Genomic DNA, 24,150 nt, shown 5'->3' with positions numbered 1-24,150 from the left:
GCGGGCGTTCAGGATTCGCTCGCGCGGGGGGTGAAGATCTCCGAGAGTGCCGGGCCCGCTTCGGGTTCGGCCAGGATCAGGACCTCGTCGGCGCGGCGCAGGACCGTTTCGGCGGTCACGGTGACCAGGCGGCCGCGCCGGATGATGACGCTGACCCACAGGTCGTCGGAGGGGAGGTCGGCGACCGTACTGCCGTCGGCGGCCGAGCCCGCGGCGACGATGAAGCGGTGCAGGCTGTCGGGTTCCTCCTCGAAGCGGGCGTTCATGGTCCACGGGCGCGGGTTCACCGTCTGCAGCGGGATGCCCAGGCGGCGGGCCAGGGCCGGGACCGCGCCACCCTGCACGATGACCGAGAAGGCCACCACCACGAAGATCACCTCGTAGGCGCGCCGGGCGTCGGGGACACCGGCCTGAACGATCGCGGTACCCAGCAGAATCGGCACCGCGCCCTTGAGCCCGGTCCACAGCACGAAGGCGCGTTCGCCGCGGGTCAGCCGCACCCGCCACAGCAGCAGCCCCACCAGCAGCGGGCGGATCACCAGAGCCAGCAGGATCGCGAGCACCAGGCCGATCAGCCACGCCCCGCCCTCGACGATGCCGTGCGAACCGGTCAACTGAATGGTCAGGCCCAACATGACGAACGCGACGATCTCGGCGAGATTGGCCAGCGCCGAATGGAACCGCTCCACCTCGGCTTTGAACGGCGCGCGCTGATCGCCGATCACGATCCCGGCGACCAGCACCGCGAGGAATCCGGACCCGTGCGCGAGCGTGGTGATCGCGAAGATCGCCATCACCGCCATCAGCACCCGCACCGAATACAGTCCGGACGAGGGCAGCGGCACCCGGCGCATGAACCACAGCAGTCCGAGCCCACCGGCCAGCCCGGCCGCCGCGCCCACCACGATCTGCATCGCGAACGTCCCCACGACCCAGCCGGCCGAATGCCAATCCAGGCTCTCGGTGCCCAACAGCACCACCAGCAGCGCGATACCCACCGGATCGTTCGCGCCGGACTCGCCCTGCAGCAGAATGCCGCTGCGCCCGCCGATCTGACGCCGGCCCAGCACCGAGAACACCACCGCGGGATCGGTCGGCGACAGCGCCGTGCCCAGCAGCAGCGAGATGCGCCAATCCAACCCGCAGAGGGCATGCGCGGCCACGGCCAGCGCGACGGCGGTGACCAGCGTCCCCGCCACCCCGATCCAGGCGATCGCGCCGGCGTTCGCTCGGAACTTGCGCCAGCCGATCTGCATACCGCCGTCGAACAGGATCACCACCAGCGCGACGGTGACGACCTTCTCCACCAGATCGACCGGCACCTCCGCCAACCGCGACCAGATATCGGAGGCCGCGGCCGCGCCCAGCAGGAACAGCGCCGACGCGGGGACCGGAAACCAGTCACCGAGGCGATTGGACAGGACCGCGGCCAGACCGATCACGGCCACGATCAGCAGGGCCACCGCGAACGGTGCCGCGTCGAGCACGCGGTGACCTCCCATCGAGCGAGCGATATTGCCGCCGACCAGACTTCCCGGCACACCGGGGTCAACCTTAGCGGCTCGGCGGGGGCGTCTCGTTCGTCAGCGGCGGGTGTTGCCGTATCGGTCGGCCAGTCGTTCCGCGTTGGTGGGTTCGCGCACCGGTCCGGCGGGAGCCGGGACCGTCTCGGATCCGGCTGCGGGATCGGTGGTTTCGATGACCGGGGGCGTCGATTCCGTTGGGGCCGTGCCGCGTTCCCTGCGGCGCTCGCGAAGTTCGGCGAAGACGAAGTAGCCCAGGCCCAGTGGCGCCATGATGCCGAAGGCGATCCACTGCAGCCCGTAGGACAGATACGGCCCGGCCTCGAGCTGCGGCAGTGGGAGCGGGGTGAGCGCGCCCGGCTGCTTCTCGGTCAGCTGCAGGTAGCCGCCGGGGCCGCCGGTCGGGATGGTCGTCAGCGGGCCGCTCAGCACGGTCGAGAGCTGGCCGGTGTCGATCGAATACACCTGCCGATAGCCGTCCTGGATCATCGGATCCTTGCCCGGCGTGACGCCCTCGGATTTGCGCACCCGCGCCTGGATCCGCTGCGGGCCGGTGGGCGGTTCCGGAATCGGCGGCAGGCTGATCGCATCGGCGGCGGCCAGCAGCCCGCGGTCGACGAGCAGGGTGCGGCCGTCGTCGAGGCGGAAGGTGGCCAGCACGCCGAAGGCCGGTTTGTCGTCGAGCCGCTGCAATCGCTCGACCACGGTCGAACCCGGAACATAGCTGCCCGTGGCGGTCACCCGTCGCCATTCGGTGTCGGTGGCCGCCGGATCGTTCAGCAGCGTGGTGACATCGATCGGCGCGGCGTCGACCGAGGCGGCGATGAGCTTGTTGCGATGCGAGGTGGTGATGTTCTTGCCCAGCTGCCAGGGGGCGAGCACGGTGAAACACAGATAGGCGAACGCCACGACCACCGCGGCCAGGATCACCCAGCTCGGTCGCAGCAGGAAGGTCAGCCGGCGTATCGGATTCATCGCGGCAGCTGCTCGCGGACCCAGTCGAGCAGGGCGGGCATGGCCGCCTCGATCTGCTCGCGGACCAGTTCGAAATCGGCGACGCCGCCGTAGTACGGATCCGGGACGTCCGGACCGTCGGCGTCGGGATCGAAACTGCGTAGCAGTCGCCGGCGCTCGCGCGGGACGTCCAGGCGGGCGAGATAGCGGTCGTGTTTACCGTCCATCCCCACCAGCAGATCGGCGTCGAGATGATCCGCACCGACCTTCGCCGCGATATGACCGATCGGATAGCCGTGCCTGCGCAGCACCGCGGTGGTCCGCGGGTCGGCATCGGATCCGATATGCCACGAGGTCGTCCCGGCACTGCTCACCCGCACCCGGTCGGCCAGCCCGGCCCGCTCCAGATGCGCGGCGAAGATCTTCTCGGCCATCGGCGACCGGCAGATGTTGCCGGTGCAGATGAAGGTCACGTGCAGCTCGCCCACGACAGCCATTCTGTCCGGTGCCCGAGCGGGGCGCCCACGTAGGGTGGATGGTTGTGCCCGAGTCCACCGCCCTGCCCGCTGCCGATCGAGACAGGCTACGGCATCACGGGGATGTCGACGTCTCGCCCGGGATGCTGGATTTCGCGGTGAACGTGCAGGGCAGCGGGCCGCCGGACTGGTTGCGGGAGCGGCTGGCCGCGCGGCTGGGCGAGCTGGGCCGATATCCGTCGGCCGCCGACGAATCGGCCGCGCGGGCGGCGGTCGCGGCGCGGCACGGGCGGGCGCCGGAGGAGGTGCTGCTGCTCGGCGGCGGCGCCGAGGGGTTCGCCATGCTCCCACGGCTGGCGCCGCGGCTCGCGGCGGTGGTGCATCCGTCGTTCACCGAACCCGAACTGGCGCTGCGGGAGGCCGGGGTCGCGGTGGCGCGGGTGCTGCTCGAGCCGCCGTACGCGCTGGATCCGGCGTTGGTGCCCGCCGAGGCCGATCTGGTGGTCCTCGGCAATCCGACCAACCCGACCTCGGTCCTGCATCCGGCCGAAACCCTGTACGCCCTGCGGCGGCCGGGCCGGATCGTGGTGATCGACGAGGCCTTCGCCGACGCGATTCCCGGCGAACCGCAATCGGTTGCCGCCCAGAGCCTTCCGGATGTGCTGGTGCTGCGCAGCCTCACCAAGACCTGGGCGCTGGCCGGCTTGCGCTGCGGCTATCTGCTGGGCCCGCCCGCACTGCTGACGCGGCTGTCGCACGGTCGCGCCCACTGGCCGCTCGGCACGCTGCAGCTGGAGGCCATCGCCGCGACCGCCGATCCGGCCGCGCTCGGCGAATCCCGTTCGCGGGCGGTCGATATCGCCGCCGAACGCGCGGTGATGATCGAGCGGCTGCGCGGGCTCGGCATCGAGGTCTGCGAACCGGCGCACGGCCCGTTCGTGCTGATTCGGGTGCCCGACGGGGAACTGCTCCGCAAACGATTGGCAGACAAGGCGATCGCGGTCCGGCGCTGCGATACGTTTCCGGGGCTGGGGCCCGATCATCTGCGGCTGGCCGTGCGTGGGGCCGCCGAGGTCGACCGGCTCGTCGCGGCGATCCGGTCGTCCGGCCTGTGAGCGCGCGGTAACCGTTACAGTGCCCCGGTGACCGAAGCTTCGCAGCGAGCACGCAATCCGTGGGGCCAGGGCGATCGGTTGCGGGTGGAGATCCTGGAGGCGGCCGCGCGGCTGCTGTCCGAGCTCGGTGGTGAGCAGGGCCTGACGATCCGCGGCGTGGCCCGGGCGGCCGGTATCTCCCCGGCCAGCATCTATCAGCACTTCAGCGATAAGGCCGCCCTCGTGGACGGCCTGATCGCCTACGACTACCAGCAGCTGGCGGCCGCGATGGACGCGGCCGAGGCGCAGTGCCCGCCGGAGGCGCCGCTGGATCGGGTGCGGGCGCGGATGAAGGCGTATTGCCGGTTCGCACTGGACAATTCGGGCCACTACCGGTTGATGATCGACAACCGGCCCGCGCCGTCCGCGCGGTCGGGTCCGCTGGTGGATGTCGTGCGGCAGGTGGTCACCCTGTTCGAGTGCTACGAGCGGACGGGCGCGCGGCTGCGGGTCTCGGCCGAACAGGCCGCAGTGATCGTCTTCGTCGGCGCGCACGGCCGAGTCGCGTTGTGGCACAGCAGGGGTGATGCCGCGCAGGCCGAGGCGATCATGGAGTTCGTCGACCAGCTCATCTCACTCGTGATCGAGTAAATCGTTGCCTTGGGGAACCATTCGGACCTACTCTGGATGGAGTTAGTGAACGTTCGTTTAGTAACTCCTGGGGGTCACGATGACCGAAACCCTTCCCTCCTACCCCATGATCCGGGCCGCTGGTCGCCCGTTCGATCCGCCGCCGCAGCTGCGCGAGGTGGATTCCGTTGGCCGGGTGAACATTTGGAACGGCGAGACGCCGTGGCTGATCACCGGCTACGACGATCTGCGCGCCGTCCTGGCCGATCAGCGGTTCAGCGCCGACCCGTACAAGGACGGCTATCCGCATCAATCCGCCGCGATCGCGGCGCGCCGCATGAGCGGCACCCGCGCCTTCATCGCGATGGACGATCCCGAACACGCCTGGCACCGCAAGATGCTCACCCGCAACTTCATGATCAAACGGGTCGAGGAGATGCGGCCGCGAGTGCAGCAGATCGTCGACGAGCTGATCGACGACCTGCTCGCCGGGCCGAAACCGGCGGATCTGGTGACCGCGTTCGCGCTGCCGGTGCCGTCGATGGTGATCTGCCGGCTGCTCGGCGTGCCGTATGCCGATCACGAGTTCTTCCAGGCGTGCAGTAAGAAGCTCATCTCGCGGGAGACCCCCGTCGACGAGGCGCTGGCCGTCAGCGACGAGCTGCGCGCGTATCTGCGGGATCTCATTGCGGTCAAGCGGAACTCGCCCACCGACGACATGATCGGCCGGTTGATCACCGGACAGCTCGCCGCCGGTGAACTCATCGTCGACGAGATCGTGGATATGAGCCTGCTGATGCTGATCGCCGGGCACGAGACGACCGCGAACATGATCGGGCTCGGCACGCTGGCGCTGCTGGAACATCCCGATCAACTGGCCGAACTGCGAGATACCCACGACCCCAAGCTGATTGCCGACGCCGTCGAAGAACTGCTGCGGTATCTGACCATCGTGCACGGCGGCCGTCGCCGGGTGGCCACCGAGGATGTCGAGATCGGCGGGCGGACGATTCGCGCGGGCGAGGGCGTCGTGCTGGCCACCGAGGCCGCCAACCGGGACGACACCGCATTTCCGGATCCGGATCGTCTCGACATCCACCGGGAGGCGCGCCATCACGTGGCGTTCGGCTACGGCGTGCATCAGTGCCTGGGCCAGCCGCTGGCCCGGATGGAACTGCAGGTCGTCTACGGCACGCTGTATCGGCGGATACCGACGCTGCGGCTGGCGATTCCGTTCGCGGATGTGCAATTCAAACATGACATGGTCGTCTACGGCGTCCATGCCCTTCCCATCACCTGGTGAGGATCGAGTGTCATGAAAGTTGTTGTGGATCAAGACAAGTGTGTGAGTGCGGGCCAGTGCGTACTGCTCGCGCCGGAGGTGTTCGACCAGCGCGACGAGGACGGCGTCGTGGTGCTGCTGCTGGATCATCCGCCGGCCGAACTGCACGATGCGGTGCGCCAGGCCGCCCGGGTATGTCCCGCGCTGGCGATCGAGCTGGGCGAGTAGTGATCGGATGCTGATGCCGAACTCGGCCCCGGGGACCGGTGGTCGATCGGGGCCGAGGCGGTAGCTTCGTAGGGTCGGTGTGGGTGCGAGGTGGAGGAGGTCGGCGGTGGCGGGCGTGACGGTCGCAGAGGTGGTCGGAGTGCTGGAGGAGGCCTATCCGCCCCGGTTGGCCGAGTCGTGGGATTCGGTGGGGCTGGTGTGCGGGGACGCGGGGGAGCCGGTCGGCCGGGTGCTGTTCGCGGTGGATGCGACCGCGGCGGTGGTGGACGAGGCGATCGCCTGGGGCGCACAGGTTGTGGTGGTGCATCATCCGCTGTTGCTGCGCGGAGTGGATTCGGTGGCCGCGAGCACGCCCAAGGGTGCGCTGGTCCATCGGCTGATCCGCAACGGCTGCGCGCTGTTCACGGCGCATACCAATGCCGATTCCGCCGATCCGGGCGTCTCCGATGCGCTGGCCCGCGCGGTGGGGCTGACGGTGACCGGGCCGCTGGATCCGAAACCGGCCGCGCCGGTGGACGAATGGACCGTGCAGGTGCCGCGCTCGCAGACCGACGCGGTGCTCGCGGCGCTGTTCGAGGCGGGTGCGGGCGGGAACGACCGTTATCGCGAATGCGCCTCGCGCGCGGCGAGTGTCGGGCAGTTCCGCCCGATGCCGGGCGCGCGTCCGGCGGCCGGTGTGGTCGGCGAGCTCGAGCTCGTCGACCAGGACACCGTCGAGGTGGTGGCCCCGCCGTCACGGCGGGCCGCGGTGCTGGCCGCGCTGCGCGCCGCCCATCCGTATGAGGATCCGGCATTCCATGTGACCGAGCGGGCGGGGCTGCCGTCGGGCCTCGGGCTGGGCCGGATCGGGGAGCTGACGCGGCCGGAGACGTTGCGCGCCTTCACCTCCCGGGTCCGCGCGGGACTGCCCGGCACCGCGTGGGGAGTGCGGGCCGCCGGCGATCCGGACCGGATGATCCGCACGGTCGCCGTCTGCGGTGGCGCGGGCGATTCCTTCCTCACCACGGTGACCCGGCTGGGCGTCGACGCCTACGTCACCGCCGATCTGCGCCACCATCCGGTCGACGAACATCTGCGCGCGGGCGGTCCGGCGCTCATCGACGCCGCGCACTGGGCCACCGAATTCCCGTGGTGCGGGCAGGCGGAGCAGATCGTGCGAAAGGCGCTGCCCGACTTGGAGACCCGGGTGTCCACGATCCGCACCGACCCGTGGACCCTCGGCGCCCTCGACGAGTGATCAGCCCGCCTCGGCGCGGATATCGGGCTCGTGCTCGACGGGGAAGTTCATCGAATTGGCGATGAAACAGCGCTTATGCGCGTCGGCGTGCAGGGCGCGGGCGTCGTCGATGCGGGACGGATCGGTGATGGTCACCCGCGGGCGCAGCACCACGCGATGGAAGCGCTCGTCGTCCATCGCGCCCGTCGCCGGGTCGCGGTACTCGGTCACCACGATCCCGGCCGCGGTGCACAGATGGAGGTACCAGAGCATGTGGCATTCGGACAGGGCGGCGACCAGCAGCAGCTCCGGATTCCAGTGGTCCGGATCACCGCGGCCGATGATCGGGTCGGCGCTGGCGGGCAGCGGTGGGCGGCCCGGTGCGTGTACCTCGTGGTTGCGGGAATAGGCCCGATAGCCGGTGGTCGCTCCGGTCCATACGGTCTCGACCTCGTAGCTGTGCATGTCAATGAGCCTGCCACGGAGTCGCTTTCGGCCGCCGCCGAATAACGGGCCCGATCGATCGGGGAGCAATGAGGTGGGGTTGGGCCGCGACTCGGCGCGGGCGGGGTACGGTTGAGGGTCCGTGCTGGGCGTCCGACCGGGCGTCCGAGAAGTCCACAGTGTCGAGGAGTTAGTCCCGCGTTGAATGTCGAACCATCGATCCAGGCCAAGCTGCTCGACCTTGCCGCTGTCGACGCCGAACTGACGCGCATCGAGCACCGCCGCAAGGTGTTGCCCGAGCAGCAGGAGGTGCAGCGCCTCGAGGAGGAGCGCACCACCCGTAAGGATGCGGCGGTGAAGGTCGAGATCCTGATCGACGACCTCGACCGCGACATCCGCAAGCTCGAGACCGAGATCGACGGCGTCCGCAAGCGGGAGCAGCGCGACCGGGGCATGCTCGACGGCGGCAGCGTCGGGGCCAAGCAGCTCTCGGAGCTGCAGCACGAGCTGGCCAGCCTGGAGCGTCGCCGCTCGGTGCTCGAGGATGATCTGCTCGAGGTGATGGAGCGCCGCGAGGCGGCCGTGGCCGATCATCAGCACGCCGGCGCCAACCTGAGCAAGGCCGAGGAGGATCTGACCGACGCCCTGCGCCGCCGCGACGAGGTGCTCGCGGATCTGGCCGTCGCGAGTCAGCGCTGCGCGAGCGACCGCGACGGACTGATCACCGCGTTCCCGGACGAACTGCTCGCCGTCTACGACAAGCAGCGCGCCGAGCGCGGGGTCGGGGCGGCCCTGCTGCAGGCCCGCCGCTGCGGCGCCTGCCGCATCGAACTGGACCGTGGCGAGATCGCCCGCATCGCCAAGACCGCACCCCAGATCGTCGCGCGCTGCCCCGAATGCGGCGCGATCATGGTGCGCACCAAGCAATCCGGGCTGTGATGCTGGTCGTCGTCGAGGCCGATGGCGGCTCCCGCGGCAATCCCGGCCCCGCCGGTTACGGCGCGGTGGTGTGGGACGCCGATCGCGCGCAGGTGCTGGCCGAGCGCAAGCAGGCGCTCGGCATCGCGACCAACAACGTGGCCGAATACCGCGGCCTGATCGCGGGTTTGGAGGCCGCCGCCGAACTCGGCGCGCGCGAGGTCGAGGTCCGCATGGACTCCAAACTGGTCGTCGAGCAGATGTCGGGCCGCTGGCAGGTCAAGCACGAGGCCATGATTCCGCTGGCCGACCGCGCGCGGCGACTGGTGGCGGGCTTCGATCGCGTTCGGTTCCAATGGATTCCGCGTAAGGAGAACTCCTACGCCGATCGGCTCGCCAACGAGGCGATGGACGATGCGAAGGTGATCGATGAGGTGCGCGAGGCCGAGCCGGTAACCGCTCCCGCGACAACGGCTCCCGGCTGGACCGGCGCTCTCGGGCGACCCACTCGCCTGCTACTGCTGCGGCACGGCCAGACGGAACTGTCGGTCCAGCGCCGATATTCGGGCCGGGGCAACCCACCGCTGACCGCCCTGGGCCGCGAACAGGCGGCCCGCGCGGCGAAGTACCTTGCCGCCAAGGGCGATATCGCCGCGGTGGTGACCTCCCCCCTGGATCGGGCCCGCGAAACCGCCGAGGCCGTGGCCCAGGCCGCCGACATCCCCGTACGAGTTCTCAACGGCCTCATCGAAACCGACTTCGGCGACTGGGAGGGCCTCACCTTCCCCGAAGCGGCCCAACGAGATCCGGCCCTGCACGCCCGCTGGCTGGGCGACCCTTCCCTCCCCGCCCCGCACGGCGAGAGCTTCGACCAGGTCCGCGAGCGCGTCGAGTCCGTCCGCCGAGATCTGGTGGGCCTGTACCCCGACCAGAACGTGCTGGTCGTCAGCCACGTGACCCCGATCAAAACCCTGCTGCAACTGGCATTGGGCGTGGGCCCCAGCCTGCTGTACCGGCTGCATCTGGATCTGGCATCACTGTCGATCGCGGAGTTCTATCCCGATGGGGGATCCTCGGTGCGATTGGTGAACGAAACGTCTTATCTGTAAGCGGTCAGCGCAGTTCCCGCACCATCTCGTTTTCGACGTTCGGGCTGTGCGGGGAGATCAGTTGCCGACGGCCGGTGGGCAGGAAACCCTGTCTGCGGTAGAGCTTTTCGGCGGGGGTGTTGCCCTCCATCACCCACAGTCGCAGTTGTGCGTGTCCGCGGGCGCGTACCCAGCGGGCGATCCATTCGAGGAGCAGGTCCGATGCGCCGGTGCCGCGGGCGGTGGGGGTTACCCAGACCGAGACCAGGACCGGGCCCAGGTTCTCGAACAGGAGTCCGGCGCAGCCGAGGGGGGTGGTCTGCGATTCCACGATGAAGAAGGTCTTCCTCGTCGAATACCATTGGCGCCAGCGCTGATCGTCCCAGGTCGACGCCTCCTCGTAGGTCGACCCGAAGGTGCCGGGCGGGGAGGTGGCCAGTGCGGCGAGCCGGATATCGCGTGCCGCTTGCCAATCGTCGTCGCCCAGTTGCCGCACTCGCATCCCGCCGATGCTGCCTGGATCCGGTGGGGAGGGCAACCGGTTATGGGCGCAGCACCGAGACCAGGAAATCGATTTGGTCGTAGACGGCCTTCTCGAACCAGTCGTCGAAGTAGATATCGAAGTGCCCGATCGGGTAGCGCTTGACCAGAGCGTGTTTGGTGCGTTCGGCGGCCTTGAGCGTCGGGCCGATCGGGGCGACGGAATCGTTGTCGCATACCTGATACAGCACCGGCACCTTGATGGCCTTGGTGCGCCGCCACGGCGAATCGAACATCACCGACAGGCCGAAGCGGGCGGCCACCTTCGGCTGATAGCTCTCGCTGTCCTCGGCGAGGCGGCCGTAACCTTCCGGCACATCCGAGGCGCCCATCAGCGCGGCCGAATGTCTGCGCCCGGCCAGGCGCGCGCCGATCGGCTTGCGCCGGATCGGTCCGATGAGCAGATCGGTCATCGCCAGGGTGCCGGATTTGGCGATGCCGATCGGGCCCTTCGCCAGTGTCGAGGCGCGACCGCTGGTGAACGGGCACTGCGCGACGACCGCGGCGAGATAGTCGTCCTCGTGCGCGATCGACAGCACATGTCCACCGCCGAACGAACTGCCCCACAGCGCGATTCGGGTGGCGTCGAAGCCCTTGAGGGTGCGCCCGAAGGTGATCGCCGCGCGCCAGTCGTCGCGCTGGCGGGCGATATTGATCATCTGCCGGGGTGTGCCACCGCTGGCGCCGAAACCCCGATAGTCGAACGCCAGCACACCCATTCCCGCGGCGGCGAATCGACGCGCGTACCGGTCCAGCCCCATCTCCCGGTTGGCTCCCAGACCGTGCCCCATGATGACCAGCGGCCTCGGCTTGGGCGGCCCGTCCGGCAGATACAGCCATGCAGCACACTGATCGCTTCCCGACGGGAACCCCACCTCGACACGCTCCATGGCGAATTACGGTACTGGTTCACCGCCCGCACCGCTGACCTGGATCCCATGGTCTCGCCCCGATCCGGACAGATTCCGGCATACCGGACCCCGAGAGGTTCGCGGCCCGGCTCGTCGTTTCGGGGTCGCTGCGTAAGCGACGAAGGAGCAAGCAGCGGCCCCGAAACGACGAGCCTCAGGGGGCCGCGAACTTGCCGCGACGAAGGAGCGGCATAATAAACACAGACGAGTCGGTCGGGCGGCCGCGTCGGTAGGAACGGACACAATGTGTCGCTGCCTATCGCCGAGGAAAGTCCGGACTCCACAGAGCAGGGCGGTTGTTAACGGCAACCCGGGGTGACCCGCGGGACAGTGCCACAGAAAGCAGACCGCCGGCGTGCACAACGCCGGTAAGGGTGAAACGGTGCGGTAAGAGCGCACCAGCGCCCCGGGTGACCGGGGCGGCTCGGTAAACCCCGCCCGGAGCAAGGTCGAAGGCCGCACTCCCCGGAGTGCGGCTGCGCAGGTGTCCGAGGGCTGCTCGCCCGAGCCTGCGGGTGGACCGCTCGAGGTGCCCGGCAACGGTGCACCCAGATGGATGGCCGCCCCCGGTCTCGACCGGGACAGGATCCGGCTTACAGACCGACTCGTCTTCACACCTCCACGGACCGCCGCTGTCCGGTCGGTGGGACTGTTCCGGCCGCGGGCCGCACGGCGGCCCTAACGTCGATCGGATGCGCGCTTCGATCTATCACCAGGGAGAGTTCACCGTCGGCGAGTTCCCGCTGCCCGAGCTGGCGGCCCGGCAGATCCGAGTGCGCCCGATCGCCAACGGCATCTGCGGGGGAGACCTGTCGGCCTGGGCGCATACCGGGGAATTCCTGGCCGCCAATCGGGAGGCCAGGCAGGACACCTTCCTCTTCGACGCCGAGCGCCCGCTGGTCTTCGGTCATGAATTCACCGCCGAGGTCACCGAACTCGGGCCGGGGGTGGGCGAATACGCGGTCGGGCAGCGGCTTTTCGTGCTGCCGTGGGTCGCCGACGCCGCGGGCGTGGTGCGCTGCGTCGGCTATGCCAACGACTATCCCGGCGGGATGAGTACCGAGACGATCGTCGGCGCGGGTATGCATGTGCCGCTGACCTCGGGTGTGGATCCGGTGCTGGCCGCGACGCTGGAGCCGATCGCGACCGGAACCAACGGCGTTCGCCAGACCGGGATCTCGGCGGGGGAGGGCGCGCTGGTGATCGGCGCGGGGCCGATCGGACTGGGTGCGGTGGTGGAACTGGCCGCGCGCGGGGCGAATCCGATCGTGGTGTCCGATCCGTCCGCGAAGCGCCGCGCGATCGCACTGGTCTACGGCGCGCATACCGTGATCGATCCGCGCACGGCCGATCCGGTCGAGGTGTGGCGGGGGCTGGCCGGGAAGGGCCGGCGGCTGTATGTGGTCGAGGCCTCGGGCGCGCGGCTGCTGTCGGAGCTGATCGCCACGGTGCCGCCGCATACGGTGATCAGTGTCGTGGGCGCGAATGCCGAGCCGGAGCCGATCCGCTCGATGACCGCGGTGGTCAACAACCTCACGCTGAAGTTCGTCTGCGGGCCGGTGTACGGCGAGACCCGCTACGAGGGTGTGTGGCGTGCGTACCAACATCTGCGCGAGGGCCGCTACGATCCGGCGCAGATGGTGACCGCCTATACCGGATTGGCCGGAGCCCGTGCGGCTTTCGAGGCGCTGCGGCCCCGCGACGGCGCGACCGAACAGGTCAAGATCCTCATCCTGCCCGAGCTGGACACCGACGAGCTGCTCGCTCCCGAGCAGGCCGGATTCGCCGCCGCGCCGAGCTAACTCGGACCGGCGACGCGCGGTCCGGCGGCACGGATGGCGACCGTGGCCCACGTTCGCCAAGGGCGCCAGGCCTGCGCGAGGCGCTCCAGCTCCTTCTGCGTGGCCGGGCCCGGCTCGCCGAGTAGGCGTCCGAGGGTCTCGAGCAGGCGTGGCTCACCCTCGGCCAGGACGTCGGTGTGGCCGAGCGCCCGCACCACCACCAGCATGCTGTAGAAGGGCCCGATCCCCTTGATGCCCTGCAGCGTTCGCAGGCATTCGTCGGGATCGAGCGCGCGCAGCCGGTCGGTGTCCAGCCTGCCCTCCAGGGCCCACCGCGCCACCTCGTGCAATCGGGTCAGTTTCTCCTCCGGCAGTCCCGGAAACGAGCCGACCCGCAGCAGTTGCTCGGGAGTGGGGAAGGCGTGCAACGTCTTTCCGGCGATCTCGAAGCTCGCACCGTGCGCCTGCGAGAGCCGGTCGCGCAGCGCGCCCATCGCCGCCGCCGGTCGGCGGGCGGACAGGACGGCCCACGCGGTGGCCTCGTACGCGGAGTGGAACAACGGGGGCCGCAGACCCGGCCGGGCGGCCTGCAGGGTCCGGATGAGCCGATCGTCGTGGCCGAGTCCGTCCCAGCCGGTGCCGTCGACATCGATGGACAACATGCGCGCGACCTGGCGGAGCACCCGTTCGGCATCGGGGGCCGCGACGATATCGACGCGGATATCGTCGGCGGCTCGTTGCGTGACCGCCACCGCGGCATGCTCGTCGTAGCCGTCGGTGACGAACGCCAGGCGCATCGTCTGCTCACCGGCCTCGGCTCGGCGCGCGCCGAAGCCGAAGTCGATCGATTCGGCGAGGGAGAATCGCCCGCGCACGGCGATCCTCCCCAGCTGGGTGTCGATGCGTGGTGCGCGCGAAACATCGGATGCGCGAGCGTCTGTCATATCAGGCCGGGGCCGACTGCGGGCGGGAGGCGATATCGAACAGCGATTTCATCGCGTCCGGGAAATCGGCGCTGATCTGCGGGCCGAGTTCCGGCCCGATCTCATCGACCCCGGGACCGTCGATGATCAGCTCGTGCGTGACGGTGAGGCCATCGCCGCCGGGCTGGAATCGATGCCGGAACGTGAGCTCGAGACCGTTGAATTCCGTACGGTCGGCATAGGTTTGGTCCTCGACCAATTCGACGATGACCGACCGGAACGTCTCCTGCCCCTGCGGCGTCACCGACAGCTCGGTACCCAGCTCGTACGGGCCGTGAATCTCGAACACGTCACCCCCGCCGCTGGCCACCACGCCGGTATGCACATCGCGCAGGGCATTCCACACGGCCCGGACGGGCAGATCGGTGGTAGCGCTGTATTCGGTCTTCCACATCATGATCTCCTTGGATTGCTGCTTTTCGCGGCGGTGACCCCGCCGCGAAATCTACTAGAGGCGTCTGACAATTCGGCGCGGATTCAGGCCCTACTTCGGACTCGCCTATGGGGACACGCCGTGGCCATATCCGCCATCACACCGGCGAGGTCGAGCGGCGTGCCACCGGGTACGCCGCGCAGGTCGGCCATCGCCCGATGCACGTTCGCCACATGCCGCTCGGCGTCGATCCAGTCCGGGAACGGTCCCGGACCGGCTTCGCCGACCACTCGAAGTGGGCTGCGGCCGTGGAGAATCGCCAGTTCGGCGAGTGCGAGGATCCACTCGAGATAGGTGATGTTGTCGTCGATGACCCGGGCCCCGGTGACCGTCCCATGGCCGGGCACGACCACCCGCGGCCGCAGGTCCCGCAGGACCTCCAGCACCTCGAGGCCACCGACGACCGATCCGAACAGCAGAAACGGTGTGCAGCCCGACATCACCTGATCACCGGCGAACAGCACGCTCTGCTCGGGCAACCACGCCACCAGATCGTGGTCGGTATGCGAGACGCCGATATGCCGCAGCTCGATCCGATGCGAACCGGTATGCAGGACAGCGAAATCCGATACCTCCACATCCGGAAGCCGGACGCGGACCGCTCCCCACTCGACCTCGGGCCACAACTCGGTGATGGCCAGCCCGGTCTCCGCCATCAGTGCCCGCATCCCGACATGTGCGAAAACCCGTGTGCCGCTGTCGAGAAACGCGTTACCGAGGGTGTGGTCGCCGTGGAAGTGGGTGTTGACCACGACCCGTGGCAGGTCCGGCGCGAGGGCCTGGACCTCGGCGAGCAGTGCGCGCGTGCGCCGTTCGGTCGCCGCGGTATCGATCATCACCGTGAGATCGGACCCGACGACGATGCCGACGTTGTTGAGGCACCAGCCACCGTCGGGCTGGAGGTAGGCGTAGATCTCGTCGCCGATCGACCGCATCCACCCCAGCGGCGCCGTCATGGTCGGTGTCCCGCCACCCCGGCGCCGGTGAGTGCGGCCAGCGTGGCCCGGCTGTTCGCGCTCAGCGCGGCGCCGGAGCTCGCCCGCAACCGCGCCGCCTGCTCGCGGTCGGTCACGGTTCCCGGCGCCAGCAGGGCCACGTGGCTGCTGGTCACGGTCGAGGTGTCCCGGTCGAATTCCCAACTGCCGCTGTGCCCGGCCAGTCCGGCGGGGGTGCGGAGCTGCTTGTAGCGGATCCGTTGTCCGGCCGTGCAGAGCCGGATCGATCGGGTCCGATGCTCGGCGCCGTCGATGGTCCGCACGCTCATCCGCAGATCCTGAATGCCGGGTTCGGGTTCGGTCAGCGCGACCTCGTGCACATGGGGGAGCAGGTCCGGCCAGGCCGCGGCGTCGTCGATGGCGCGATAGGCGCGGTCGATATCGTCGACCCGCACGCTGTCGGTGCAGCGCACGATCAGATCGTCGACGGGCACCGCCGCCGCGCAGATCTCGGTGAGCGCGCCGAGTTCCCGCGCGGAATTGGCGTCCAGCGCCGCCCGCAGCCAGGCGTGGTTCTCGGGCCGATCATCGGTGAGCCGATAGTCGTGGCGCAGCTCGACCCGGGTGCCACCGGGCTCGGGGTGGAACGACCAGGTGCCCGCCATGGATTCGACCGGCGCGCGCGTGTGCTCCTGGCGGAACGCGATCGTGCGCGCCGTCGCGTCCAGATCCCGTCGCGAGGTCCAGGCGCGCACCTCATCGTCGACCAGCGCGACGATCCGGAACGATTCGGCGACAAGCGGACCGCGCACATCTCGGCTCAGCACATCGACGGCGACGGTCGGGCCGAAGACGACGGGCCAGAGGGTGACATCGGCGACGATCCGGTAGACCGTCTCCGGCGCGGCCTCGCACCGGATCGAATGCGGCTCAGCCATTCGCCCGCTCGATCAGTTCGCGAAACGTCCGGCAGTCGGCCACGAGATGGTCGGGAATCTTGACGGCGAACCGCTTTTCGAGCCGGGACACGCTGTCGATCAGGGCCAGCGAGTCGTAGCCGAGCTCCTCGAAGGTCGTGTCGAGCAGGCCCTCGGCGGGCACCTCCGATTCGGGTTCGCCGGCCGAGGCGATGAGCGCGGCCAGGACGTCGGATTCAGTGATCGTTGCCATGATTGCCCTTTCGGATATCGGTGGATGATCCTCGCGTGAGGACCAGGGCGGAGTTGAAGCCGAGCCGGCCCCGGGCGAGGACGAGCGCGACGCGGATCCGCACCGGGCGCGGTGCCCCGAGCACCAGATCGACCGCGCAGTCGCCCCGAATCACCGTGGTGCCCAGGGTGGGTGGCAGCACACCGTGCCGCATGCTCAGCGCCGCGGTGGCCACATCGAGCGGGCCGCCGCCGCTGTAGAGCCGGCCCGTACCGCTCTTCGGGGCGGTGACCGGCGGACCGCATGTACCGAAGACCTCGACGAGGGCATCGGCCTCGCTGCGGTCGAGCTCGGGCACACCGGCCGCGTCGGCGAAGATCGCGTCCACGTCCTCCGGCACGAGTTCGGCGTCGGCGAGCGCGTTGCCGATCGCACGGACCAGACCGGATGAGCCGCCCTGCTCGTCGACAGCATCGAAGGTGGACGCGTGACCGGCGATAACGGCGTACCGGTGTGCGGCATCGCGCGCCGCGGCCGCATCGCCGTCCTCGAGCACCAGCAGGGCGCCGCCCTCCCCGGGAACGTATCCGTCGGCGTCGGGAGAGAACGGCCGATAGGCGCGGTCCGGATCGGTGGCGCGGGTCAGCCGTCCACCAGCGATATGCGATACCCATCCCCACGGATCCATCGAGGAGTCGACGCCACCGCACAGGACCAGCGGTGTGCCCTGCCGCACCACATCGCGTGCCCGCCCGATCGCGTCCAGACCGCCGGCCTGCTCGGCGACCAGAACCGTTCCGGGCCCGCGCATTCCGTGCCTGATCGAGACCTGGCCGGTGTTGACGGCATAGAACCAGGCGAAGGATTCGTACACGCTGACCGCGTCCGCCCCCTCGGTCCAGAGCTTGCGGAACTCGCGGTGGGTGAACTCGAATCCGCCCGTGGCGTTGGAGGTGATGACGCCCTTGTCGAAATCGGCGACGGCGTCGAGGTCGATCCCCGAATCGTCGAGCGCCAGCTGCGCCGCGGCCAGCGCGAACCGGGTCGAGATATCGGTCTGATGCAGCAACCGATTCGACACCCAGCGCCCGGCGTCGAATCCGTCGATCCGGCCCGCCAGGGAGCTGGAGTAGCGCCGCGTCCCCTCGTCGATCCGGCGAATACCGTGGCGGCCGTCCAGGATTCGGCTCCAGTACTCGTCGATGCCGATGCCGCTCGGACAGACGATGCCGATGCCGGTGAGGACAACGCTCATGCGCACAGGCCTTCGACCGACCGCAACACCATCGCGCTCTGGAATCCGCCGAAGCCGCTGCCCACGCTGAGCGCGATATCGACGGTCTGCTCCCGCGCGGTGTGCGGGACGTAGTCCAGATCGCATTCCGGATCGGGAGTATCGAGGTTCGCCGTCGGCGGGACACAGCCAGTGTGAATGGCCAGCGCCGAGGCCGCCAGCTCGATCGAGCCGATCGCGCCCAGCGAATGCCCGATCATCGATTTGATCGAACTGATCGGCACCCGATAGGCGTGCTCACCGAGACTGCGCTTGTACGCGGCGGTTTCGTGGCGATCGTTCTGTTTGGTGCCGGAGCCGTGCGCGTTGATGTACTGCACCGCGGTCGGATCGACCCGCGCGCTGTCGAGGGCCCGGCGGATCGCCTCGGCCATCTCCCGGCCGTCGGGCCGTAGCCCGGTCATGTGATACGCGTTCAGTCTGGTCGCGTACCCGCCGATCGCGGCGTAGATCGTCGCGCCGCGGGCCCGGGCCGCCGCGAGATCCTCGATGACGAGGATCGCGGCGCCCTCCGCGAGCACGAAACCCGCCCGGTCGGCGTCGAACGGCCGCGAGGCGGCCTCGGGTGGATCGTTGTGCGGCGTGGTCGCTCTGATGGCGTCGAAGCTGGCCAGCACGATCGGGGTGATCGGGGTCTCGGCCGCGCCCGCGACAACGATATCGGCCCGGCCCAGCCGGATCATGTCCGCGCCCGTGCTGACGGCGTCGATTCCGGAGGTGCAGCCGTCGGATACCAGTGTCACCGGTCCCTGCGCGTGCACGGCCCAGGCCACCTCCGCGGGCATGGCGGCGGGGCAGAGGTAGTCGAACATGTAGGGGGACAGGTGTTCCTCGTCGACATCCCATTCGCGGCCGCTGTCGGACAGGACGAGATACTCCCGTTCCAAACTGGTGGCGGCGGCCGTCGCGCTGCCCAGGCTCACCCCGACCCGATGCGGATCGGTCGCGGCGAAGTCCAGTCCCGAATCGGCGACCGCCTCCCGGGCGGCGGCGACGGCGAATTGCGTCGCGCGATCCATTCGCCGGATCTCGCGCGGGGTCAGTCCCTCGGCGGCCGGATCGAAATCGCAGTGCGCCGCGATTCTGGATCGAAAGGGTGCCGGATCGAAGTACTCGATGGTGCGAAACACCGGTTTGCCGTCGATCAGCATCTTCCAGAACCCGGCGCGGTCGGTGCTCCCGGGAGCGCGCACCCCGATTCCGGTAATGACGGGAATTCTCATTGCACAGTCGTTTTCGGTAGAGCGGATACGGTTCGGGCGGCCCGGGTGAGCAGCAGCGAGCACGCGCAGGCGGCCGCGGAGACGACGGCGAGCATCAGGAATACGGCCTGGAATCGGCCGGGATCGTGAAATCCGTGAATGGCCTGGCCGCCGATGACGACCACGACGAGGGAGGCGCCGAGCACGCCGCCCACGCGCAGCAGCACGTTGATCACCGTGACGGCATCGGGCATCTGCGGCGGCCGCACCGCGACATAGGCGGCGGTGGACGCGGGCACGACCGACAGCGCCGAGCCGATCCCGAGCACGATCAGGCAGATCTCCGAGACCACGACGGATCCGCCGGTCGAACTGAGCACGCGGGGAAGGAAACTCACCGCGAGAATCGCCGTGCCGGCCACACAGACCGGCCCGCCGCCGATCCGGTCGGTCAGCCGCCCGGACACGATCAGCATCGCCGACCCCAGCGCGAATCCGATCATCGTCACCCCCGAGGCGACCAGGCCCTGCCCGGCGACGATCTGCAGATACAACGGCCACGCGACGAGCGAGCCGAACTGCACCACACCGACGAGCAGGCTGACGAGCGCGGCGGCGCGGAATGCCGGGGTCGAGGCGACCGTGAGATCGATCAACCGGCCCTGGGCCGCGGGCCTGCGCAGGAATACGACGGTCAGCGCCAGACCCAGCAGCAGCGGGACGGCGACGAGGACCACCTGGCCGGACCCCGGCTTGCCGATCCGATCGATCGCGAAGGCGATCAACGGCAGGGCCAGACCGATCAGCACGAATCCGAACGCGTCGAACCGGGCCCCCGCACTGCGCTCACCCGGCGGCACCACCCGCAGTCCGATCGCGATGGCGATCGCACCGACCGGCAGATTGACCAGGAACAACCACGGCCAGCTCAGATGCGCGAGCATGGTGCTGCCGACGATCGGCCCGAGCGCGGGTGCCAGCACCAGCGCCGACCCGACCACACTCATGACCCGCCCCATGGCATTCCGGCCCGCCACCATCGCGATGACCGTCTGCCCCGCGGGCAGCAGAATGCCGCCCGCCAGTCCCTGCAGGCACCGGCCGGCGATGAGCGCTTCGATATCGGGCGCGGCCGCGCAGGCCGCCGAGACGAGCGTGAACGCCACGAGGGCACCCATCCAGACTCGCCCGGCGCCGAAGCGGCGGCACAGCCACGAGCAGGCGGGCAGGCCGACGGCGAGGCCGAGCAGATAGCCGCTGACGATCCACTGGGCGGTGGTCAGCGTGGTACCCAGATCGGCGCTGACGGTCGCCAGTCCGATGTTCACCAGCGCGGAGTCGAGCTGAGTCATGAACGCGCCCAACACGATCGTCGCCGCGATGATCCACGTGCGCTTCGCCACCGCCGGGGGCGTCCGGTCCGACGTTGTCATAGGGCTCCTCATTCGATCAGGCGGGCGTGCATCCAGTCGGCGGCGCGGCCCGCGGCCTGTGCGATCCGGTTGAGGCATACGTGCGCCTCGGACTCGTACACCAGCGATTCGTGCCGCCCCGCCCATCGCTCGTCGAGCGCGCGGATCTCGGCGACGGGGAAGATGTCGTCGAGCGCGCCGTGCACGCTGAGCACCCGGGTATCCGGGATCAGTGCGGTATCGAGCGCCGAATCCCGAAGGAACTCGGTGAGATCGGCGTCCGGGGCCCGCCCGAACGCGAACCGGAAGTCGTCCTTCAGCCGTCGCGGCAGTCCCCGGAACGGCGCGACCCGGGGGCCGCCGGAGAAGTTCAGGACGCATGCGAAGTCGTCCGGCCGCTGCTGAGCCACGCGCAACGCGTGATAACCGCCGAAGCTGATACCCGCGTAGCCCAGGCGCTCGGCCGCGATCCCCGGATGGGAGCGGACGAGATCGACGACGGCGCCGACGATCTCGGCGATATCCACCCGCAGCGGCGTGTGACCGAGGTTCAGACCCTGTCCGGGGCCCTCGAACAGCGCCACCGCGAGACCTCGCGCCAGATAGGTCTCGGCGAGGGCCAGCGGTTCCACCTCGGTGATCGAGTCGAGGCCGTTGCCGACCAGCACGCAGGGGTAGGGGCGGCGAGATGTACCGGGAGGCAACAGAATCCACACCGGGATGGTCGTATCGTCGGCGAGCCGCGCGACCGCGGTGGTCAGCGGCTGCCCCGCGCCCGCCATGCCGCGCTCGAAGCAGCGGCGGACCGACTGCCGCAGCGACCGTTTGAGATCGCGATCGTCGAAGTACATGAACTCGGCCCAGTGATAGCAGGCCGCCGCGCTGCGCCACGCCGCGCTCCGACCGGCCGCGGTGGTCGACTCCTCGGCCGTCTCGACATAGGTCTCGGCCACGATCACCCAGCGCCGCAACCATTCCCGCCAGAATTCCGCCGAGGAGAGATCGAGATCATCGCCCGGGAAGCCGTCGAGCGCGGTCGTGACGTCTCCCCAGTGAATCTGCGGAGCGATCCGGGAGTTCAGGAACATCAACCGCGGCAGGAAGTATCCGCCCGCCTCGAAGACCTCGACCGGAATGCGCGGCGGCCTGCGGACGACAGCGGTCATCGAGCCACCGCGACTCTGTCGGCGATCACGCGCATCTCCGCCCCGGCATTGGTGTCGACGTACGACCGGACGACATGCGCTGCCTGCGAGACTGTGTCGATACCGTCTCGAATTCCGGTGACATCGTCGAGCATCGACCACCAGCGGTCGACCACCAGCAGACAGCGGTCGGGTGCCACCGCGATCACTCGCCATTGCCCGGCCATCTCCGCCACGAACGGCATCGGAACCAGGAGCTGATAGTCGACTCGACGCAGATCGGGATGGTGGGTGCGCCTGGTGTCCCAGCTGACGCGGCGCCCGTCCTGCATCGCCCACACCCGGACATCCGTGGTCTCGCCGTCGATCCGCAGGATGTCGACGTCGACGCAGGCCTCGAACAGCTGGGGCCAGGCGCTGGTATCGCAGACGATGCGGTAGACCGCGTCGGCGTCGGACTCGCACCACACGGTGTGCCGAATCCTGTTGTCGGGCATGGCGTCTTGCGATAACGGCGTCATGTGCCGATGCGCGGCCGCCCGGTAGTCGGCCAGGGCGACGGCGACGTTGCGGTGGATCATGGCGCGCAGCCGGTCGGCCGCCTCGGGGTTGTCGTCGGTGAGCTCTACGGTGTGCTCGGCGAGCAGGACGCAGGCGAACTTGTTCAGCCCCACCACCCGCCAGCTCGTGTGGATCCGCTCGACCAGCGGCATCGGCCGCCGCTGCACCTCTTCCACACCGTAGAACTCGGGCCGCAGTTCCCGCTCGGACACCCAGGTCACGGTCTCGGGTCCGGCGGCCATCGTCATCTCGACGGTCTGTGTGGTCGCGGTCGCGGACCGCACCAGCACGGCCTGGCACGGGGTGAGGATCTCGGGCCATCCGGCCGGATCGGTGAGCAGTGCGTACACCCGCTCGGCCGGGGCCGGGCAGACGATGTTGTGCGACAGTTCGACAGTCACGATCGGTTCGCTTCCACAGGTAGTGCCAAGGCAATGAGCAGGGTCGGGTCGAGGCATTCGACGATGCGGTGGCGATCCACCTTGTCGCCGACATTGACCGGTAGCGGGTCGGGGTGGGGAGACAGCAGATCCGGCCACAGCTCCTCGCTGAGCACGCCGAGCAGACCGGCTCGCACTCGATCGCGAATCTCGGTGGCCGAATGCGACAGCAGCGGTCCGCGGATCGCCGCGACCACGCGTTCGGTGACGCCATCGCTCTCGCGCAGACCGACCACGGCGATCTCGTCGATACCGTCGAGCGTGGCGAGGGCCGCCTCCGTCTCCTCCGGGTGGACGCGATGGCCGTTCTCGCTGAGGATGGCCGCTTGAATCCGGCCCTTCAGCAACAGATCTCCGCTCGGTGCCCACTCGCCGATATCGCCGGTGGGAAACCATTCGCCGAGGGGCCGGGCCAGGCCCGCGGCCGGATCGTAGTATCCCCGCATGATCCGGTCCGAGCGAATCAGGATCTCCCCCTTGGGATATGGGTATTCGGGCGTGGATTCGAGCCGGATATCCACCGTGTCGTCCGGGCGGCCGACGCAGTAGACGCCCGCGCGGTAGCGCCCCTCGGCGTGGCCGGTCTCGTCCAGCCAGCAGAACGGTCCGAAGGTCTCGCTCAGGCCGTAGCCCTGGACCCACTGGCAGTCGGTGCGGGCCCGGGCCTGTTCGAGCAATCGGCGGGGCAATGGCGCCGCCCCGTAGGCGATCACCTCGAGACAGCCGAGATCGGTACCGTCCGCGACGGCCGTATCCACGAATCGGCGCATCGCGGCCGGGCGGAGCATGATGTGGGTCGCCGCATGCGCGGCGACCGCCGCGGGCCAGGTCTCGACGCGACGGTCGGGCGGATAGACGAGCGTCGAGCCGTGCAGCATCGCGCCGAATCCGAAGATCACCCCGGTCGTGTTGTTGATCAACCCCGACATGAAGGCGCGCGCCGCCGGGCCGAAGCGCAATTGCGCTGTGGCGGCGTGTATCCGGCGGCACACCAGGTCCTCGGAGACGCAGATGGCCTTCGCCGGTCCGGTCGTACCGCTCGAGAACAGCACGAGGAATTCGTCGACCGGATCGGCCGATTCCCGCAGCAGCACAGCCGGATCCGTGCCCTCGATGCCGGTGGTAGCCGAAAGATCCAGCAGCGGAACGTGTTCGGCGGCGAGCGCCGCCCGCACCGATTCGCCGACCTCGCGCGTGGTGACGACGCATTCGGGCAGTGCGGCGGTGATCAGCCGCGCCCACTCCGGCGCGGCCGCCCGGGTCAGGTTGTAGGGCATGAGCACCTTGACACCGACCGCGCTCGCGGCCGCGAGGAAGACCAGCCCGCGCCAGTCCTGATCCAGCAGTGCCAGCACGCGCCGGCCGGGACCCAGACCCGCCGCCCGCAGCCGCTGTGCCCCCGACGCCGTGGCGGCGACCAGATCCCGGCGGCTGTGGCGGCGCGGCCCGTCGATGACGGTGAACGCGTCGTCCGCCCCGGCGTCCGCCAGCATCGATACGAGTTTCATCCG

The 24,150-nt window shown here is 69.4% G+C and carries 25 protein-coding genes and 1 other RNA gene; 9 read left to right on the top strand and 17 right to left on the bottom strand.

The window, feature by feature from the left end; all coding sequences use genetic code 11:
• Positions 1–8 precede the first annotated feature (8 nt).
• Genes ACIA76_RS35570 through ACIA76_RS35560 form a run of 3 tightly spaced genes read right to left on the bottom strand, consistent with a single transcriptional unit; the run spans position 9 to position 2,974 of the window.
• Complete coding sequence (locus tag ACIA76_RS35570) at positions 9–1,541, bottom strand: cation:proton antiporter (protein WP_397158464.1); 1,533 nt, start codon at positions 1,539–1,541, stop codon at positions 9–11.
• A gap of 42 nt (positions 1,542–1,583) precedes the next feature.
• Positions 1,584–2,489 (bottom strand): SURF1 family protein, encoded by a 906-nt coding sequence (locus ACIA76_RS35565; RefSeq protein ID WP_397158565.1) that lies wholly within the window; start codon positions 2,487–2,489, stop codon positions 1,584–1,586.
• Positions 2,490–2,494: 5 nt separating this feature from the next.
• Positions 2,495–2,974 (bottom strand): low molecular weight protein-tyrosine-phosphatase, encoded by a 480-nt coding sequence (locus ACIA76_RS35560; RefSeq protein WP_397158462.1) that lies wholly within the window; start codon positions 2,972–2,974, stop codon positions 2,495–2,497.
• A 44-nt stretch (positions 2,975–3,018) separates the two neighbouring features.
• Here ACIA76_RS35560 and cobC point away from each other — a divergent pair, with 44 nt between their 5' ends.
• From cobC to ACIA76_RS35535, 5 genes are all read left to right on the top strand, one after another.
• On the top strand, positions 3,019–4,068 hold the full coding sequence (cobC, locus tag ACIA76_RS35555) for an Rv2231c family pyridoxal phosphate-dependent protein CobC (protein ID WP_397158460.1): 1,050 nt from the start codon (positions 3,019–3,021) through the stop codon (positions 4,066–4,068).
• Positions 4,069–4,095: 27 nt separating this feature from the next.
• Positions 4,096–4,698, top strand: coding sequence for a TetR/AcrR family transcriptional regulator (locus ACIA76_RS35550; RefSeq protein ID WP_397158458.1), 603 nt, complete (start codon positions 4,096–4,098; stop codon positions 4,696–4,698).
• Positions 4,699–4,777: 79 nt separating this feature from the next.
• Positions 4,778–5,980, top strand: a complete 1,203-nt coding sequence (locus tag ACIA76_RS35545; protein WP_397158456.1) for a cytochrome P450 — start codon at positions 4,778–4,780, stop codon at positions 5,978–5,980.
• A gap of 12 nt (positions 5,981–5,992) precedes the next feature.
• Positions 5,993–6,187, top strand: a complete 195-nt coding sequence (locus ACIA76_RS35540) for a ferredoxin (protein WP_397158454.1) — start codon at positions 5,993–5,995, stop codon at positions 6,185–6,187.
• 106 nt (positions 6,188–6,293) lie between these two features.
• Positions 6,294–7,424: a Nif3-like dinuclear metal center hexameric protein gene (locus ACIA76_RS35535; protein ID WP_397158452.1), complete on the top strand. Its 1,131-nt coding sequence runs from the start codon at positions 6,294–6,296 to the stop codon at positions 7,422–7,424.
• On the opposite strand, the gene ACIA76_RS35530 is transcribed toward ACIA76_RS35535, so the two are convergent.
• A complete protein-coding gene (locus ACIA76_RS35530) occupies positions 7,425–7,868 on the bottom strand; it encodes an OsmC family protein (RefSeq protein ID WP_397158450.1) in 444 nt (147 codons plus the stop codon).
• Between the two features lie 180 nt (positions 7,869–8,048).
• On the opposite strand from ACIA76_RS35530, the gene ACIA76_RS35525 reads away from it, so the two are divergent.
• Both ACIA76_RS35525 and ACIA76_RS35520 read left to right on the top strand, forming a co-directional pair.
• Positions 8,049–8,786 carry a zinc ribbon domain-containing protein gene (locus ACIA76_RS35525; RefSeq protein ID WP_397158448.1) on the top strand — a complete coding sequence of 246 codons (738 nt, stop codon included), beginning with the start codon at positions 8,049–8,051 and terminating at the stop codon, positions 8,784–8,786.
• Positions 8,786–9,874: a bifunctional RNase H/acid phosphatase gene (locus ACIA76_RS35520; RefSeq protein WP_397158563.1), complete on the top strand. Its 1,089-nt coding sequence runs from the start codon at positions 8,786–8,788 to the stop codon at positions 9,872–9,874. Before ACIA76_RS35525 ends, ACIA76_RS35520 begins: the two co-directional genes overlap by 1 nt.
• Positions 9,875–9,878: 4 nt before the next feature.
• Here the strand turns inward: ACIA76_RS35520 and ACIA76_RS35515 are convergent, their stop codons facing one another.
• Both ACIA76_RS35515 and ACIA76_RS35510 read right to left on the bottom strand, forming a co-directional pair.
• Positions 9,879–10,355 (bottom strand): GNAT family N-acetyltransferase, encoded by a 477-nt coding sequence (locus ACIA76_RS35515; protein WP_397158446.1) that lies wholly within the window; start codon positions 10,353–10,355, stop codon positions 9,879–9,881.
• A gap of 40 nt (positions 10,356–10,395) precedes the next feature.
• Positions 10,396–11,283, bottom strand: coding sequence for an alpha/beta hydrolase (locus tag ACIA76_RS35510; protein WP_397158444.1), 888 nt, complete (start codon positions 11,281–11,283; stop codon positions 10,396–10,398).
• Positions 11,284–11,509: 226 nt separating this feature from the next.
• On the opposite strand from ACIA76_RS35510, the gene rnpB reads away from it, so the two are divergent.
• An RNA gene (gene rnpB / locus ACIA76_RS35505) (RNase P RNA component class A) lies at positions 11,510–11,916 on the top strand.
• A gap of 80 nt (positions 11,917–11,996) precedes the next feature.
• Entirely contained in the window at positions 11,997–13,106 is a 1,110-nt protein-coding gene (locus ACIA76_RS35500; protein WP_397158442.1) for a zinc-binding dehydrogenase, read from the top strand.
• Here the strand turns inward: ACIA76_RS35500 and ACIA76_RS35495 are convergent.
• The 11 genes from ACIA76_RS35495 to ACIA76_RS35445 form a co-directional block, all read right to left on the bottom strand.
• Positions 13,103–14,029: a DNA-3-methyladenine glycosylase family protein gene (locus ACIA76_RS35495; RefSeq protein ID WP_397158440.1), complete on the bottom strand. Its 927-nt coding sequence runs from the start codon at positions 14,027–14,029 to the stop codon at positions 13,103–13,105. The genes ACIA76_RS35500 and ACIA76_RS35495 overlap by 4 nt on opposite strands.
• Before the next feature lies 1 nt (position 14,030).
• Positions 14,031–14,465, bottom strand: coding sequence for a hypothetical protein (locus tag ACIA76_RS35490; RefSeq protein WP_397158438.1), 435 nt, complete (start codon positions 14,463–14,465; stop codon positions 14,031–14,033).
• 80 nt (positions 14,466–14,545) lie between these two features.
• The gene (locus ACIA76_RS35485; protein WP_397158436.1) at positions 14,546–15,457 is read right to left on the bottom strand and encodes an MBL fold metallo-hydrolase; all 912 of its coding nucleotides are present in this window, start codon (positions 15,455–15,457) and stop codon (positions 14,546–14,548) included.
• Positions 15,454–16,374, bottom strand: coding sequence for an SRPBCC family protein (locus ACIA76_RS35480; RefSeq protein WP_397158434.1), 921 nt, complete (start codon positions 16,372–16,374; stop codon positions 15,454–15,456). The genes ACIA76_RS35485 and ACIA76_RS35480 overlap by 4 nt, the downstream gene beginning before the upstream one ends.
• Positions 16,367–16,606 (bottom strand): acyl carrier protein, encoded by a 240-nt coding sequence (locus ACIA76_RS35475; RefSeq protein WP_397158432.1) that lies wholly within the window; start codon positions 16,604–16,606, stop codon positions 16,367–16,369. Before ACIA76_RS35475 ends, ACIA76_RS35480 begins: the two co-directional genes overlap by 8 nt.
• On the bottom strand, positions 16,590–17,840 hold the full coding sequence (locus ACIA76_RS35470) for a ketosynthase chain-length factor (protein WP_397158430.1): 1,251 nt from the start codon (positions 17,838–17,840) through the stop codon (positions 16,590–16,592). The genes ACIA76_RS35475 and ACIA76_RS35470 overlap by 17 nt, the downstream gene beginning before the upstream one ends.
• The gene (locus tag ACIA76_RS35465; protein ID WP_397158428.1) at positions 17,837–19,102 is read right to left on the bottom strand and encodes a beta-ketoacyl-[acyl-carrier-protein] synthase family protein; all 1,266 of its coding nucleotides are present in this window, start codon (positions 19,100–19,102) and stop codon (positions 17,837–17,839) included. Before ACIA76_RS35465 ends, ACIA76_RS35470 begins: the two co-directional genes overlap by 4 nt.
• Entirely contained in the window at positions 19,099–20,514 is a 1,416-nt protein-coding gene (locus ACIA76_RS35460) for an MFS transporter (protein WP_397158426.1), read from the bottom strand. The genes ACIA76_RS35465 and ACIA76_RS35460 overlap by 4 nt, the downstream gene beginning before the upstream one ends.
• Positions 20,515–20,522: 8 nt before the next feature.
• Positions 20,523–21,659, bottom strand: a complete 1,137-nt coding sequence (locus ACIA76_RS35455) for an alpha/beta hydrolase family protein (RefSeq protein ID WP_397158424.1) — start codon at positions 21,657–21,659, stop codon at positions 20,523–20,525.
• Positions 21,656–22,600, bottom strand: a complete 945-nt coding sequence (locus tag ACIA76_RS35450) for an SRPBCC family protein (RefSeq protein WP_397158422.1) — start codon at positions 22,598–22,600, stop codon at positions 21,656–21,658. Before ACIA76_RS35450 ends, ACIA76_RS35455 begins: the two co-directional genes overlap by 4 nt.
• A complete protein-coding gene (locus tag ACIA76_RS35445; RefSeq protein ID WP_397158420.1) occupies positions 22,597–24,147 on the bottom strand; it encodes a class I adenylate-forming enzyme family protein in 1,551 nt (516 codons plus the stop codon). The genes ACIA76_RS35450 and ACIA76_RS35445 overlap by 4 nt, the downstream gene beginning before the upstream one ends.
• Positions 24,148–24,150: the final 3 nt, after the last annotated feature.

This window comes from Nocardia sp. NPDC051570 (genome assembly GCF_044454005.1).
GTDB lineage: Bacteria > Actinomycetota > Actinomycetes > Mycobacteriales > Mycobacteriaceae > Nocardia.
Note: the sequence above shows the minus strand (reverse complement) of the source record. Positions and strands in the feature narration are given on the sequence as shown.